Origin of the sequence: Desulfatibacillum aliphaticivorans DSM 15576 (assembly GCF_000429905.1) — a bacterium.
GTDB classification, from domain to species: domain Bacteria; phylum Desulfobacterota; class Desulfobacteria; order Desulfobacterales; family Desulfatibacillaceae; genus Desulfatibacillum; species Desulfatibacillum aliphaticivorans.
This window is the reverse complement of the sequence record NZ_AUCT01000047.1, coordinates 1-14,620: the sequence shown is the minus strand read 5'-3', so window position 1 is coordinate 14,620 and position 14,620 is coordinate 1. Positions and strand designations below refer to the sequence as shown.

Annotated in this window: 13 protein-coding genes and 1 tRNA gene; all 14 read right to left on the bottom strand. The window is 56.5% G+C overall.

Annotated features, from left to right (window positions below; genetic code table 11):
• Positions 1-551 (bottom strand): GTP-binding protein (locus G491_RS0125785; RefSeq protein WP_028316582.1); only part of this gene is annotated, 551 nt, incomplete at its 3' end.
• 115 nt (positions 552-666) lie between these two features.
• Complete coding sequence (gene rpsG, locus G491_RS0125780) at positions 667-1,137, bottom strand: 30S ribosomal protein S7 (protein ID WP_012611046.1); 471 nt, start codon at positions 1,135-1,137, stop codon at positions 667-669.
• A gap of 33 nt (positions 1,138-1,170) precedes the next feature.
• A complete protein-coding gene (gene rpsL, locus G491_RS0125775) occupies positions 1,171-1,542 on the bottom strand; it encodes a 30S ribosomal protein S12 (RefSeq protein ID WP_012611047.1) in 372 nt (123 codons plus the stop codon).
• A gap of 163 nt (positions 1,543-1,705) precedes the next feature.
• Positions 1,706-6,184: a DNA-directed RNA polymerase subunit beta' gene (gene rpoC, locus G491_RS32575; protein WP_035220205.1), complete on the bottom strand. Its 4,479-nt coding sequence runs from the start codon at positions 6,182-6,184 to the stop codon at positions 1,706-1,708.
• A gap of 57 nt (positions 6,185-6,241) precedes the next feature.
• Complete coding sequence (gene rpoB, locus G491_RS0125765) at positions 6,242-10,336, bottom strand: DNA-directed RNA polymerase subunit beta (protein WP_028316581.1); 4,095 nt, start codon at positions 10,334-10,336, stop codon at positions 6,242-6,244.
• A gap of 129 nt (positions 10,337-10,465) precedes the next feature.
• Positions 10,466-10,846 carry a 50S ribosomal protein L7/L12 gene (gene rplL / locus G491_RS0125755; RefSeq protein ID WP_012611050.1) on the bottom strand — a complete coding sequence of 127 codons (381 nt, stop codon included), beginning with the start codon at positions 10,844-10,846 and terminating at the stop codon, positions 10,466-10,468.
• Between the two features lie 96 nt (positions 10,847-10,942).
• Complete coding sequence (gene rplJ, locus G491_RS0125750) at positions 10,943-11,464, bottom strand: 50S ribosomal protein L10 (RefSeq protein ID WP_012611051.1); 522 nt, start codon at positions 11,462-11,464, stop codon at positions 10,943-10,945.
• 335 nt (positions 11,465-11,799) lie between these two features.
• On the bottom strand, positions 11,800-12,504 hold the full coding sequence (gene rplA, locus G491_RS0125745; protein WP_028316580.1) for a 50S ribosomal protein L1: 705 nt from the start codon (positions 12,502-12,504) through the stop codon (positions 11,800-11,802).
• Positions 12,505-12,527: 23 nt separating this feature from the next.
• The gene (gene rplK / locus G491_RS0125740) at positions 12,528-12,950 is read right to left on the bottom strand and encodes a 50S ribosomal protein L11 (RefSeq protein ID WP_012611053.1); all 423 of its coding nucleotides are present in this window, start codon (positions 12,948-12,950) and stop codon (positions 12,528-12,530) included.
• Between the two features lie 18 nt (positions 12,951-12,968).
• Positions 12,969-13,499, bottom strand: coding sequence for a transcription termination/antitermination protein NusG (gene nusG, locus G491_RS0125735; RefSeq protein WP_012611054.1), 531 nt, complete (start codon positions 13,497-13,499; stop codon positions 12,969-12,971).
• 27 nt (positions 13,500-13,526) lie between these two features.
• Complete coding sequence (gene secE, locus G491_RS34685) at positions 13,527-13,865, bottom strand: preprotein translocase subunit SecE (RefSeq protein ID WP_012611055.1); 339 nt, start codon at positions 13,863-13,865, stop codon at positions 13,527-13,529.
• Positions 13,866-13,959: 94 nt separating this feature from the next.
• A tRNA-Trp gene (locus G491_RS0125725) sits at positions 13,960-14,035 on the bottom strand.
• A gap of 15 nt (positions 14,036-14,050) precedes the next feature.
• Positions 14,051-14,200: a 50S ribosomal protein L33 gene (rpmG, locus tag G491_RS0125720; protein ID WP_028316579.1), complete on the bottom strand. Its 150-nt coding sequence runs from the start codon at positions 14,198-14,200 to the stop codon at positions 14,051-14,053.
• Positions 14,201-14,221: 21 nt separating this feature from the next.
• Positions 14,222-14,620: EF-Tu C-terminal domain-related protein (locus tag G491_RS0125715; RefSeq protein WP_028316578.1), on the bottom strand; the 399-nt coding region annotated here is incomplete at its 5' end.

The following is a 14,620-nucleotide window of genomic DNA, read 5'->3' as shown; positions in this document are numbered from 1 at the left end:
TAAGAGTCGGCTTCCAGAGCCTTCAGGGCGGAGCCGCGGATGATGGGCGTATCGTCTCCGGGGAACTCGTACTTGTCGAGAAGCTCGCGCAGTTCCAGTTCAACCAGTTCGATCAACTCTTCGTCGTCCACCATGTCGCATTTGTTCAAAAACACCACGATGCGGGGCACGCCGACCTGACGGGCGAGCAGGATGTGCTCACGGGTCTGGGGCATGGGGCCGTCGTCGGCGCCGACCACCAGAATCGCTCCGTCCATCTGGGCGGCGCCGGTGATCATGTTCTTGATATAGTCAGCATGGCCGGGGCAGTCAACGTGGGCGTAGTGACGGTTGTCCGTCTCGTATTCCACGTGGGCCGTGGCGATTGTTATGCCTCTGGCTTTTTCTTCGGGGGCTTTGTCGATCTGATCAAAAGGAATGAAGTTGGCTTGTCCCTTTTGTCCCAATGTCTTGGTGATCGCCGCAGTCAGAGTGGTCTTACCGTGGTCGATGTGCCCGATGGTGCCCACGTTTACGTGGGGCTTGGTGCGTTCGTACTTCGCTTTGGCCATGATCCCTTCCTCCCAGTCAGAATCATTGGGCACTGGCCTAGACTTGCTTGTGAGCTGGGTTATTCCCGTTTCAACACAGAAAGACTTCCAGCGCCCTCAGAATTTTAATATTTTTCTACCACCTGTAATGAGCGAAAGCCTTGTTGGCTTCGGCCATTCTATGGGTGTCTTCTTTTTTCTTGATGGAAGCGCCGCGATTGTTGTAGGCGTCCAGCAATTCCCCCGCCAGCTTGGCGGACATTTTCTTTTCAGAGCGGCTGCGTGAGTAAGTCATGATCCACTTCATGGCCAGAGCGGTTCTTCTATTGGCCCGCACTTCCATGGGAATCTGATAGGTAGAGCCGCCGACCCGCCTGGACTTGACTTCAATCACAGGCTTAATGTTGTTAATGGCTTTTTCAAAGATCTCCAGCGGAGCTTCCTTGGTGCGCTCCTCCATGATGTCAAATGCATCGTAGAGAATGCCTTCAGCCACGCTCTTTTTGCCGTCACGCATAATAACGTTGACGAACTTCGCCACCAGTTCACTGTTATACCGTGAATCCGGAAGGACTTCCCGTTTTGGTACTTCTCGCCTCCTGGGCATATCCTAGCTCCTGCTTCTTTCGCTATATGCGCGTTATTTAGGCTTTTTGGCCCCGTAATGAGACCGGCCCTGTTTCCTGTCCTGCACGCCGATGGAATCCAAGGTGCCGCGTACGATATGGTAGCGAACGCCTGGAAGGTCCTTGACGCGACCGCCCCGCACCAACACCACGGAGTGCTCCTGCAAATTATGTCCCACGCCGGGGATGTATGCGGTGACTTCCATGCCCGTAGTCAACCTGACGCGAGCGACCTTACGAAGCGCCGAGTTAGGTTTTTTAGGCGTGGTGGTGTACACGCGGGTGCAAACTCCCCGTTTTTGGGGGGAGGCTTTCAGAGCCGGCGTATTTGTCTTTTTGACAGAGCGCTTTCTGCCGTGTCTCACTAACTGATTTATCGTAGGCATAACGTTTCCTTCAGTTTTTAAAAATAAAAATCCTTTGCCCAATCGTTCCCATAAAAAACCCTGAAGAAGTTGGGCTCAGGAAATCCAGACTTTTAACCAAGATTCCGAGCCTTGTCAAGATTTTTTGTTCCAAGTCCGTTATTTTTTTTCCAGCCCGGCCTCTTTAGGAAAGATCCGCGATCTCCGCCGCCGCCGCTTCCAGCTCCAACAGGTCCCTGGCTGCCGCGGAAGTCTCGTCTTCCATTTCTTCCTGTTCCAGTCCGATGTCTATCTCAGCGTACTTTAAAAGCCCTGTGCCGGCGGGGATGATCCGCCCCATGATCACGTTTTCCTTCAATCCGCGCAGAGAGTCGTGAGCGCCTGCAATGGCTGCTTCGGTCAGGACCTTGGTGGTTTCCTGGAAAGAAGCCGCGGAAATGAAGCTTTCCGTGCTCAGGGAGGCCTTGGTGATTCCCAGAATCAAAGGCTCGGCTACGGCGGGCTGTCCGCCGTTGGCGATGACGACCTGGTTTTCCCGCTGATACCGGCCGCGGTCCACCCTTTCGTCAAAGATGAATTCCGTATCTCCGGAGCTGCGGACCTTCACGCAACGCATCATCTGGCGCACGATGACTTCAATGTGCTTGTCGTTGATGCGAACGCCCTGGAGGCGGTACACTTCCTGGACCTCGTCCACCAGGTATCTGGCCAGGGCGACCTCGCCCTTGATGCTCAGAATGTCCTGAGGGTTGGCGGATCCGCCCATGAGGGGGTCGCCCGCCCTGAGATAATCGCCGTCGTACACGCTGATATGCTTGCCCCTGGCGATGAGGTATTCCTTTTTCTCGCCCACCGTGGGGGTGACGGTAACCTTTTGCTTGCCCTTGGTTCCCTTGGAGATGGAAACGTATCCGTCAATTTCCGACAGAACAGCCACTTCCTTGGGTTTGCGGACTTCAAAAAGCTCCGCGACCCTGGGCAGACCGCCTGTGATGTCCTTGGTCTTGGTGGTGGCGCGGGGCAGCTTGGCGATAACGTCGCCGGCCTTCACCGGAACGCCCTCCTCCACCAGGAGAATGGCTTCCACAGGCAAGGGATACCTGGCCGGAGCGCCGGACCTGGGCAGGGTGGCGGCCTTGCCTTCTTCCGTCCGGATGGTGATCCTGGGCCGGGTGTCTGCGTCCTTGTATTCCGTGATGACGCGGCTCGCCTTGCCGGTGACGGCATCCACCTTTTCCTGCATGGTCTTGCCCGCCACAATGTCGGCGAACTTCACCACGCCTTCCACTTCCGTAAGAATGGGCGTGGTAAAAGGATCCCACAGAGCCAGCAGTTCGCCCGCCTGAACCTCTGCGCCGTCCCGGCACTTGATGCGGGCGCCGTAGATGACCGGGCACCGTTCACGCTCGCGGCCGTTTTCATCTTCGATGATGAACTCGCCGCCCTTACGGTCCATGACAATGTACTCGCCCTGGGCGTTTTCAACCACGTTCAGCTCCACGTAGCGAATCGTGCCGCCTACGCGCGCCCGGATGTCCGCCTGCTCAACGCGCCGGCTGGCCGTACCGCCGATATGGAATGTACGCATTGTCAACTGGGTGCCGGGCTCGCCGATGCTCTGGGCGGCCAGGATGCCGACGGCCTGGCCGATTTCCACTTTCTTGCCGTGGGCCAGATCGCGGCCGTAGCAGGTGGCGCAAATGCCGTAAGTGGACTTGCAGGTCAGGGCCGAACGAATCCGGACCTTGGCGATGCCCGAGTTTTCAATGCGATCCACGGCGGCTTCATCGATTTCGTCCCCGGCTGCCACGATCAAAGGATCAACGTCCGGCTCGGGATTGGGGTCCAAGATGTCTTCCGTGGCCGTACGGCCCAGGATTCTGTCCCCCAAACGCTGGATGACTTCGCCGCCTTCCATGAGGGGCTCCACTTCCACGCCGCCCATGGTGCCGCAGTCGATTTCGGAAATCACGCAGTCCTGGGAAACGTCCACAAGGCGGCGGGTCAGGTAACCGGAGTTGGCCGTCTTAAGAGCCGTATCCGCCAGACCCTTGCGGGCGCCGTGCGTTGAGATGAAGTACTGCAGCACGGACAGGCCTTCACGGAAACACGCCGTAATGGGCGTTTCGATGATTTCGCCCGAAGGCTTGGCCATCAGTCCGCGCATGCCGGCCAACTGCCTCATCTGGTCGCGGGAGCCGCGGGCGCCGGAGTCGGCCATCATGAAAATAGCGTTGGAGCCGGGGCCCTTGGTGCGCCCAAGCTCGCCTTCGTCGGTTGAGGCCTTCATGGAGTCCATCATTTCGTTGGCCACGTCTTCCGTAGCCTTGGCCCAGATGTCCACCACCTTGTTGTATTTCTCGCCCTGGGTGATGAGACCTTCGGAATATTGCACCTCGATCTCTTCCACCTGGTTTCTGGCCGTTTCAAGAATCTGCCACTTGGTGGCGGGAATCTTCATGTCGCCAATGCAGATGGACAAACCGCCTTCCGTGGAGAACCTGTATCCCAGGTCCTTCAAACGGTCGGAGAGAATAACCGTGGTCTTGGCGCCCATGGCGCGGTATACATGGTCCACAACGCCGCGCAATGCGCCCTTGTTCATGACCCTGTTAACGACGGAGAAGCCGGGCTCATCCCGCTTGGTGATTATATGGAAGAAATGGTACTTGTTCTTCTCGGTCAGGGGGCCGATCATGTCGCCGGGCTCCGCGGCCGTCAGTTTTTCCACGTCTTTCCCGCTCAGCCGGAATACGCTCTTGACTTCGTCGTGCTTCAAAAGACCCAGGTTGCCGTCATACAACTTGTCGCGGCCTTCCGAGTGCTTTCTGACCAGCTCTTTGAAGTCCTTGTCCGTCTTGGCGTCGGCCAGGGCTTTTTCCACCTGGGCGGCCTTGTCGGCGGAGTTCACCACAATGTGGCGCAGGACCATGAGAGTGGCCTTGGGAATGACCTCCCAAAGGAGGACGCGGCCCACGGTGGTATCCACCATGTCCTTGCCCTTTTCCATGCGGACCTTGATCTTGGCGTGCAGATCCACCTGGCCGGAGTCGTAGGCGACGCGGACTTCTTCGGGATTGCCGAAGGCGGCGCCGTCGCCCCTGCTCTCCCCGGCGTCCCGGGTCATATAATAGATTCCCAACACGATGTCCTGGGTGGGCACGATAATAGGCGCGCCGTTGGCCGGGGACAAAATATTGTTGGAAGACAGCATCAGGGACCGGGCTTCAATTTGGGCCTCCATGGAAAGAGGCACGTGCACCGCCATCTGGTCGCCGTCAAAGTCGGCGTTGAATGCGGTGCAGACCAGGGGGTGAAGCTGAATGGCCTTGCCTTCAATCAGGGTGGGCTCAAAAGCCTGGATGCCCAAGCGGTGCAGCGTGGGAGCGCGGTTGAGCATCACGGGATATTCCTTAACCACCTCGTCCAGGGTGTCCCAGACGTCCGGTCCTTCCCGCTCCACCATTTTCTTGGCGCTCTTCACCGTGGATACCAGGCCTTTTTCCTCCAGGCGATGGTAGACAAAGGGCTTGAAAAGCTCCAGGGCCATCTTTTTGGGAAGGCCGCACTGGTGGAGGCGCAGGTTGGGGCCGATGGTGATGACCGTACGGCCGGAGTAGTCCACGCGTTTTCCCAGGAGGTTCTGGCGGAACCGGCCCTGCTTGCCTTTCAATGTATCGGAAAGGGATTTGAGGGGCCTCTTGTTGGTTCCCGTGACCACCTTGCCCTGACGGCCGTTGTCAAACAGCACGTCCACGGCTTCCTGGAGCATGCGTTTTTCATTGCGCACGATGATGTCGGGCGCACGCAGGTCCATAAGCCTCTGAAGGCGGTTGTTCCTGTTGATGACCCGGCGATACAGGTCGTTCAGGTCCGAAGTGGCGAAACGTCCGCCTTCCAGGGGGACCAGGGGCCTGAGATCCGGAGGCAGCACGGGAATGACGTTCATGATCATCCAGGAAGGATTGATGCCCGAATTCCTGAACGCATCCACCACCTTCAAACGCTTGGCCAGCTTCTTTCTTCTGGCTTCGGAGCCCGTGGTGGCGATTTCCTCGCGCAGTTCCTTGTAAATCTTCTCCACGTCAAAATCTTTGAGCAGTTCCTGGACCGCTTCCGCACCCATTTGCGCTTCAAAGCCGTAGCCGTGGAGCTCCCTGGCTTCTATATATTTGTCTTCAGACAGGAGCTGGCCCTTTTCCAGGGTCGTGTCTCCCGGGTTCGTTACAATATAGGAATCAAAGTACAGGACCTTCTCCAGATTCTTCAGGGTCAGGTCCAGGATGTTGCCCAGCTTGCTGGGCAGGCTTTTTAAAAACCAGATGTGCGCCACCGGAGTGGCCAGTTGGATGTGGCCCATGCGCTCGCGCCGGACCTTGGATTGAATGACTTCAACCCCGCATTTCTCGCAGATCACCCCCCTGTGCTTCATGCGCTTGTACTTGCCGCAGTTGCACTCATAGTCCTTGGTCGGCCCGAAGATCTTGGCGCAGAAAAGCCCGTCCCTCTCAGGCTTGAACGTCCTGTAGTTAATGGTTTCCGGCTTTTTTATTTCGCCGTGGGACCATTCCATAATGCGATCGGGGGAAGCCAGGGCGATGGCGACAGCCCCGTACTTCCTGGGATCCATGGGTTTTGCGAAAAAGTCGTAAATAGTTTCCAAATTCAACACCTCCAAACCATCGATAGTAGAAGGTTTGAGAAAACGCCTCGGCCCGTATTATTTGGCCTCTTCAATCAGGCTCATTTCCAGACCCAGACTCTGCAGCTCCTTGACCAGAACGTTGAAGGACTCGGGCATGCCCGGCTCCAGGACGTTCTGCCCCTTGACGATCTTCTCGTACATCCGGGTGCGTCCGACCATATCGTCGCTCTTGACGGTCAGGAACTCTTGGAGGGCGTACGCCGCTCCATATGCCTCCATGGCCCAGACTTCCATTTCACCCAGTCTCTGGCCGCCGAATTGGGCCTTGCCGCCCAGAGGCTGCTGCGTTACCAGAGAATAAGGCCCAATGGAACGGGCATGGATTTTATCGTCAACCAAGTGGTGGAGTTTGAGCATGTACATGGTGCCCACCGTGATCTCGCCCTTAAAGCGCTCACCGGTGCGGCCGTCGTACAGCACCGCCTGGCCAGAGGGAGACACGCCCGCGCTGGAAAGGAGATCCGTGATCTCGTCTTCCTTGGCGCCGTCAAAAACAGGCGTCGCCATGTGCACTCCCTTTTTATACTGGCCGGCCACCTCCAGCAGTTCTTGTTCAGTCAGGCCCGCGACTTCGTCCGCATCCGAGGAGAAAATCTCCTGCATCTTCTGACGAAGGCCGTCGAGCTTCTGTTCTTCCAACAGGGCCTCGATCTGGTCGCCCAGGCTTTTGGCCGCACGGCCCAGATGAATTTCCAGAATCTGGCCCACGTTCATACGCGAGGGAACGCCCAGGGGATTGAGAACCATGTCCACCGGGGTGCCGTTTTCAAAGTAGGGAAGATCTTCCTGGGGCAAAATGCAGGACACGACGCCCTTGTTGCCGTGGCGGCCCGCCATTTTGTCGCCCACGGAAAGCCTGCGCTTCATGGCCACGTAAATCTTGACCATTTTGATGACGCCCGGAGGCAGGTCGTCGCCCTTTTGGTAGCGGTTCACCTGCTCTTCAAAAGACATCTGCACGCTTTCGCGTTGCTCCCTATATATTTCAAGCAGTTCGTGGACCCTTTCGGAATGATCTTCGTCCTTGAGGACGAGGGCTTCCAAAGGCGCCAAGGGGCAGTCTTCCAGCATTTCAGCCGTGATGGGCTGACCCTTGGGAATCAGGACCGCCTTGCCTTTTTTAACAGGCGCCGTGGCTTCCTGGCCCAGAACTATGGTTATGAGCTTGGAACGGACCGTATCCTCCATGATCTTGAGTTCGTCGTCCCTGTCTTTTTCCAGGGCCGCGATTTCCTCGTCTTCGATCAAACGGGTGCGGTCGTCTTTTTCAACGCCCCTGCGGGCGAAGACCTTGGCGTCCACCACAACGCCTTCCACTCCGGGGGGAACCCTGAGGGAGGTGTCTTTGACGTCGCCGGCCTTTTCACCGAAAATGGCGCGCAGAAGTTTTTCCTCGGGCGACAACTGGGTTTCGCCCTTGGGAGTGATTTTTCCCACCAGGATGTCGCCGGGCCTGACTTCCGCGCCAAGGCGGACAATGCCCGAGTCGTCCAGGTTTTTGAGGGCTTCCTCGCCCACGTTGGGAATATCCCGGGTGATTTCCTCTTTACCCAGTTTGGTGTCCCGGGAAACCACTTCGAATTCCTCGATATGCACGCTGGTGAACACGCCGTCGCGCACAAGGCGCTCGGAGACCAGAATGGAGTCCTCAAAGTTGTACCCGCCCCAGGGAAGAAAGGCCACGGTGACGTTGCGGCCCAGGGCCAGTTCGCCGTTTTCCGTGGCGGGGCCGTCCGCAATGATGTCCCCCGCCTTTACTTCCTGGCCCAGCTTGACAATGGGCCTCTGGTTGAAGCAGGTGTTCTGGTTGGACCGGGTGAACTTGGACAGGTTATAAATGGTGACCTGCTTATCCATCCTGTCCTTCCGTTCGTCCTCATGCTGCAGGACGATGCGGGAGGCGTCCACGGCCACGACCTTGCCGTCGCGTTTGGCCACCAGGGTGACGCCGGAGTCCCGGGCCACGACCCGTTCCAGGCCCGTGCCGATGAGCGGCGCTTCCGTAGCCAGCAAAGGAACCGCCTGGCGCTGCATGTTGGAGCCCATGAGAGCGCGGTTGGCGTCGTCGTTTTCCAGGAAGGGAATCATGGAAGAAGACACGGACACAAGCTGGTTGGGCGAAATGTCCATGAGCTTGACGTCTTCCTTCTTCACGATGGTCAGTTCGCCTTCCACGCGCGAGGACACGGTGGGGTTGATGAAAAACCCTTCTTCGTCCAGAGGGGCGTTGGCCTGCGCAATGGGCAGGTCCTTTTCCTCCATGGCCGAAAGATATTTGATTTCCTTGGTCGCCTGGCCTTCCGTCACCACCCGGTAGGGGGTTTCCACAAAGCCGAATTCATTGACCCGGGCGTAAGTGGAAAGGGAGACGATCAACCCGATGTTGGGGCCTTCAGGGGTCTCAATGGGGCAGATTCTGCCGTAATGGGACGGGTGTACGTCGCGCACTTCAAAGCCCGCGCGTTCGCGGGTGAGGCCGCCGGGTCCCAGGGCCGAAAGCCGTCTCTTGTGAGTGACTTCCGACAAGGGGTTGGTCTGATCCATGAACTGGGAAAGCTGGCTGGTGCCGAAGAATTCCTTGACCACGGCCGAGACCGGTTTGGGATTGATCAGGTCGTTGGGCATCAGGGCGTCGATTTCCTGGAGGCTCATGCGCTCCTTGATAGCCCTTTCCATACGCACCAAGCCGATGCGATACTGGTTTTCCAGCAATTCGCCCACGGCTCTGACGCGGCGGTTGCCCAGGTGGTCAATGTCGTCCACGGCGCCCTGGCTGTCCTTCAAGTCCACCAAGGTCTTGGCGGTGAGAAGGATGTCCTCCCGGCGAAGCGTCTTCACTTCCACGGGGGTGTCCAGGCCCAGGCGCATGTTAAGCTTCATGCGGCCCACCGCAGACAGATCGTAGTGGGACGGCCTGAAAAACAACTGATCGATGAAATCCTTGGCGACCTCCACCGTGGAGGGATTGCTGGGACGCAGGCGGCGGTAGATTTCCACCAGAGCCTCTTCCCGGGATTCCACCTTGTCCAGCAGCAGGGCCTTGCGAACCGAATCGCCGCCCGTGCCGGGGGCGCTGTACAGGATCTCGAATTTCTGAACCCCGGCGTCGCGCATGGCTTCCAGGGTGGCTTCGTCAATTTCGTGGTTCGCCGGATAAAGCACTTCGCCGGTCTTGGGATCCAAAACCCTTCTGGCGAGCACCTTATCCTCCAGGTCCTCCTGAAGAATAGCCACCTTTTCGATCCCGGCCTGAGCCATGGTCTTCACGGCCCGCTGGGTGAACAGACGCCCCTTCTTCACGATGACTTCGTCGGAATCCGGCATTTTAACGGTGATGCTGGCCCGTTGGCCCCGCAAGGTTTTCGCATCGAATTCCTTGAACAGGGTCTTGGGGGTTAACGTCAACTTTTCCGTCTGGTAGAAATAGTTCAAAAGGTCTTCGGTGCTGTACCCGAAGGCCTTGAAAAGCAACGTCGCAGGGAACTTTCTGCGCCGGTCGATGCGGATGTACAAGACATCCTTGGGATCGATTTCCATGTCGATCCAGGAGCCGCGCACAGGAATGATCCTGGCGGTGTATATGACCTTGCCGCTGGCGTGGCTCTTGCCTTTGTCATGGTCGAAAAAGACGCCCGAGGAACGATGAAGCTGGCTGACCACAACCCTCTCCGTGCCGTTTATGACAAAGGTGCCTTGTTCTGTCATGAGGGGAATGGTGCCGAAATAAATTTCCTGTTCCTTGATGTCGCGAATGTTCTGGATGCCTTTTTCCTTGTCTACGTCAAAGACAACCAGTCGAACCGTGATGCGAATGGGCACCTCGTAGGTCATGCCGCGATGCACACAGTCCTCCACCGAATATTTTATCTCGCCGAAACGGTACGAGACGAATTCCAGTGAAGCGGTGCCGGAGAAGTCCCGGATAGGAAACACCGAGTGAAATACTGCTTGAAGCCCGATGGTTTCCCTTTTTTCCGGAGGCACGTCCATTTGGAGGAACCTCTGGTAGGAGATGCGCTGCATCTCGATGAGGTTGGGAATATCAACGATCTTGGCAATCTTGCCGAAACTTTTTCGTAAACGCTGTTGCGTCAAGGGCCTGTCCGCCATGGTTTCTCCCTAAGAAAGTGCAGGTTGTTTTTCCAGTGTTTAGGAAATGGCCCTGATACCGATAACCACTTGTAAAAAAAAGGCCGGAAACAGGTTGGCCTGTTCCCGCTTCCGGCCTTGAAACAAAAACTACTTGATGTCGACTTGAGCGCCGGCGCCTTCCAGTTGCTCTTTGACCTTTTCGGCGTCTTCCTTGGCAATGCCTTCTTTGACAGCCTTGGGAGCTTCTTCGACCAGAGCTTTGGCTTCTTTGAGGCCCAAACCGGTGATGGCGCGGACTTCCTTGATGACCTGGATCTTCTTGTCGCCGGCGGAAAGAAGAATAACGTCGAATTCGGTCTTTTCTTCTTCTGCATCAGCGGCGGCGGGGCCGGCCATGGCGACTGCGGCCACGGGGGCGGCGGCGGAAACGCCGAACTTCTCTTCAATGTCCTTGATCAGTTCGGAGAGTTCCAGAACGGTCATGTTTGCAATGAATTCCAATACATCTTCTTTGGTGATGTCAGCCATTATATTAATCCTCCTAAATATTCTAAGCAGCGCTTCGGCGCTTGTCCCGGCATTCGGCCGGGAAAGAATTGGTTTCCCAAAACAGGTTTAAGCGAATTAGGCCGCTTCCTTTTGGTCTCTGACAGCTTGCAGAGCGTAAAGCAGCTTCCTGGGGACGCCGGCCAGGCACTGCACCAAGCCGGTGGGCAACGAGTTGAGGGTCCCGGCGATCTGGCCCAGCAATACTTCGCGGGGGGGCAGGTCGGCCAGGGCTTTCAGCCCGTCCAGGTTCACGAGTTTACCATCGAGGACGCCGATTTTGATTTCAAACTTTTTGTTGTTCTTGGCGAACTCGGTGAGAGCTTTTGTAGGTTCGACGGGATCTTCATAGGCCAAGCAAACGGCGCAGGGGCCTTTAAGCTCGTCCTTCAAAACTTCCAGGTCCGTTCCTTCGATTGCCAGAGTCATCAAGGTATTCTTGACGACCTGATACTCGGCGGAAGCAGCCCGGAGGCCTTTGCGGAGTTCGCTCATTGCGGCGACGTTGAGTCCTCTGAAGTCCGTGAGAATCGCTAGTTTGGCCTTTTCCGCTCTCACATGCAGGTCTTCTACGACCTTTTTCTTATCTTCCGGTCTCAAAGGTCTTTCACACCTCCTTCCAATAGTGTTCTGTAAAAAACCGCACAAGCGCGTGTTTTGGGCTGGCTGCTTGTATGGGCTTTGTCTCGGCAGGCCGGATACCCGTTCCATTAAGCGCCATGGTCAATGGCGCACCTGCGGTCTTTGACAGAAGGTTATAAGGTTCAAGTGGTTATGTCGGACGGCGGTCCATTTCCTGAGAAAACCCGCCGAAAATCCCATTGTCATCCGGCGCCGCAAAATAGCGCGAAGGGGAGCGTTTTTAACACCCCCCTCCCGAAGCGGCTTGCCGGCGATTTCCGGCGCGGTGATCATGCACGAAACGGCATGGCCGCCTATTTTACAATATCTTTAACCAGGGTCGGATCGATTTTCACGCCCGGGCCCATGGTTGTGGAGACAGCAATGCTCTTCATGTACGTACCCTTGGCCGCTGAGGGCTTAAGGCGCTGTACGGTCTCGAAAAAAGCGCTGATGTTATCCAGCAGTTTCTCCGCGCCAAAGGAAACCTTGCCCATGGGGGCGTGGAGGATGCCTGCCCTTTCCACGCGAAAGTCGATTTTACCGGCCTTCAGTTCCTGAACGGCCTTGGCGACGTCAAAGGTCACGGTTCCGGTTTTGGCGTTGGGCATCAGGCCCCTGGGGCCCAGGATGCGGCCCATTTTACCAACCGTACCCATCATATCGGGGGTGGCTATGGCCTTATCGAAATCCAGCCAACCGCCCTGAATTTTCTCCACCAGATCGTCGTTGCCCACAAAGTCGGCGCCGGCTTCCTTGGCTTCGGCTTCCTTTTCGCCCTTGGCGAAGACCAGAACCCGGACGTCCTTGCCGGTTCCGTGGGGAAGCACGCAGGTGCCGCGGACCATCTGATCTGCATGGCGGGGATCGACGCCCAAACGAACCGCCACATCCACCGTCTCGTCAAACTTGGCGTAAGAGGATTCGATGGCGGCTTGCAAGGCCTCCAGGACGCCGTATTTCAGGTCCCGGTTCACCTTTTTCTTGGATTCTAAAAATTTTTTTCCAGGCTTGCCCATAACTCCAGACTCCTTATATCAGGCTAGACCACTTCTATGCCCATGCTTCTGGCGGTCCCAGCAATGATCTTGCTGGCGCCTGCCATATCTTTTGCATTGAGGTCCACCATTTTAAGATTGGCGATATCCTCTACCTGGGCCTTGGTGATCTTGCCGACCTTGATTTTTTTGGGGTCGGAAGATCCCTTGGCCAGCTTCGCCGCCTTAAGAATCAGAACGGAGGCCGGAGGGGTCTTGGTGATGAAAGAGAAAGACCGGTCCTGATAGACCGTCAAAACAACGGGAATCACCATCCCTTCCTGGTCGGCAGTCCTTGCATTGAAGGCCTTGCAGAACTCCATGATATTGACGCCGTGCTGACCCAGGGCAGGTCCGATGGGGGGGGAAGGATTGGCCTTGCCCGCCTGAACCTGCAACTTGACCATCGCTAATACTTTTTTTGCCATTTTACCGATTCCTTGTTCCTACAGTTTTGTAACCTGGACAAAGTCAAGCTCCACGGGAGTCGCCCGGCCGAATATACTGACCATGACCTTGATCTTGCCTTTTTCCGGGTTAACGGCTTCTACTGAGCCGTTAAAATTGGTGAACGGGCCGTCAATGACCCGGACTTCGTCTCCGGTTTCGAACAAATACTTGGGTTGAGGCTTCAACTTGCCCGCCTCAATCTGATCCACGATTCTCGATGCTTCCTCATCCGAAAGCGGTGAAGGCTTGTTCCTGCCGCCCAGAAAACCGGTGACCTTTGCCGTGTCGTTCACCAAATGCCAGGTTTCGTCGTCCAGGTGCATTTGCACCAGGATGTACCCTGGGTAGAATTTTCTCTGAGAGGTTTTCCGTTTGCCTTTGACCAGTTCCACCACCTGCTCGGTGGGAATCAGGACCTGACCGAATTTGTCGGAGAAACGGGACGAGGCAATCCGTTCTTCCAGAGCGGTCTTCACCTTATTTTCAAAACCTGAATAAACGTGAACGACGTACCATTTGAGAGCCAATTTCTTGCCTCCTCGGGCCTGGGTTCGCTATCCGATAACGAGCCTGACGATTTCAGTCAGGCCCATGTCCACCAGCCCCAAAAACATGGAGATGACGGCCACTAAGATGATAACTACCGCAGTGGACCCAACGGTTTGCTTCCTGGAAGGCCAGGTAACTTTTTTCAACTCACCGCGAACTTCCCGGAGAAACTGAACCGAATTCGTCCAAAAAGCAGGGCCCTTGGGGCCTTCTGAAGCCAAAGCCTGCTTGGGCGCCGGTGCGGGCGCCGGTTTTTTAGGAGCGCCGTTCAGCTCCATTTCCTGAGCCGCACTTTTGGCCTTTTTCTTTTTGGAATCCGGTTTTTTTCGCTGTAAACGTCCCATAATTCCTTACATTTCTTCAAATGCCGAAAGCCCAAAGCGCCGCCGACTGTGGGCGGCGGCAGCCCTGAGCTTAAGGATTTGCCGAAAAATTATTTGGCAGGCCAGGAGGGATTTGAACCCCCAGCCTTCGGATTTGGAGTCCGCCGCTCTACCGTTAGAGCTACTGGCCTGCAAGACGACCGCTTTTATTTCACTTCCTTATGCAGGGTGTGACGACGGCAAAAGCGGCAGTATTTTTTAAATTCAAGCTTATCCGGAGTGGTGCGCTTGTTTTTATTTGTCTGATAATTCTTCTGCTTGCACTCCGTACAAGCCAAAGTTGCCTTTGTTCTCACCTTATATCTCCTAGACCGGCGCTATTCTATAATTTCGGAAACGACGCCGGCGCCCACGGTGCGGCCGCCTTCACGGATGGCGAAGCGCACTTCCTTTTCCATGGCGATGGGCGTAATCAGTTCAGCCTCTACGGCCACATTGTCGCCGGGCATCACCATTTCAACGCCCTCAGGCAGGGTCACCACGCCCGTCACGTCCGTCGTGCGGAAGTAGAACTGGGGGCGATAGCCCGTGAAGAACGGAGTATGGCGTCCGCCTTCCTCTTTGCTCAGGACGTATACTTCCGCCTTGAACTTGGTGTACGGCTTGATTTTGCCGACATGGGTCACAACCTGGCCGCGCTCCACGTCCTCGCGCTTGGTGCCGCGCAGAAGAACGCCGATGTTGTCGCCGGCCTGGCCTTCGTCCAGGATCTTGCG